The organism is Polaribacter sp. IC066 (assembly GCF_007997085.1).
Taxonomy (GTDB): Bacteria; Bacteroidota; Bacteroidia; order Flavobacteriales; family Flavobacteriaceae; genus Polaribacter.
The window spans coordinates 1-566 of sequence record NZ_VORR01000163.1; the positions used below are offsets into that span (position 1 = coordinate 1).

Here is a 566-nt window from a genome sequence, read left to right on the forward strand (position 1 = left end):
CAACACCGTGTATAAAAAATTGCTAATTTAGTGCTTAACCAAAGGTAGTTGCTTTTTTATGTACTTCAATTTTCCTTCGGAAAATCCTCGCACACAAAAAAGCAACTTTTCATACACAAAAACGTTAGCAACTATAAATTTCTTTTTAGAAATAAGTCAACCCTAACACCTATGTTTTCTTTTTTAGTATTTGCTATATCTCTAATCCTTAGATACTTTAAAAAAGAAATTAACAGTTCCCTTCGGTTGCTAACAATATTTAAAGATAATTGCTTTTTTAGTGCTTCATTATCAAGTTTTAGTTTTTTGTTTTCTTCTATTAATTGGGCAATAGTTTTACCTAGATTGTTTATTATTTCTTTATTTATTTTGTTCATTTTTTTTCTGTATTATTTATTAATTTTTGGTTTTAATTTATCGCAACAATCCTTAAACGTGTACGTTATGTTTCATTGCTCGGGAAAATCTAAAGGCTAACTAAAGTTGAATGAAAAACAAGAATTTAAACTATATAACATCTGAATTCTTGCCAGCATGTTGAATAGAAAATCTCTGCGGAATTTGAA

At 27.4% G+C, this 566-nt stretch carries 1 protein-coding gene; it reads right to left on the reverse strand.

The features are described from left to right. Positions 1 to 131: 131 nt before the first annotated feature. Positions 132 to 377, reverse strand: a complete 246-nt coding sequence (locus tag ES044_RS18375) for a hypothetical protein (protein WP_147120782.1) — start codon at positions 375 to 377, stop codon at positions 132 to 134. Positions 378 to 566: the final 189 nt, after the last annotated feature.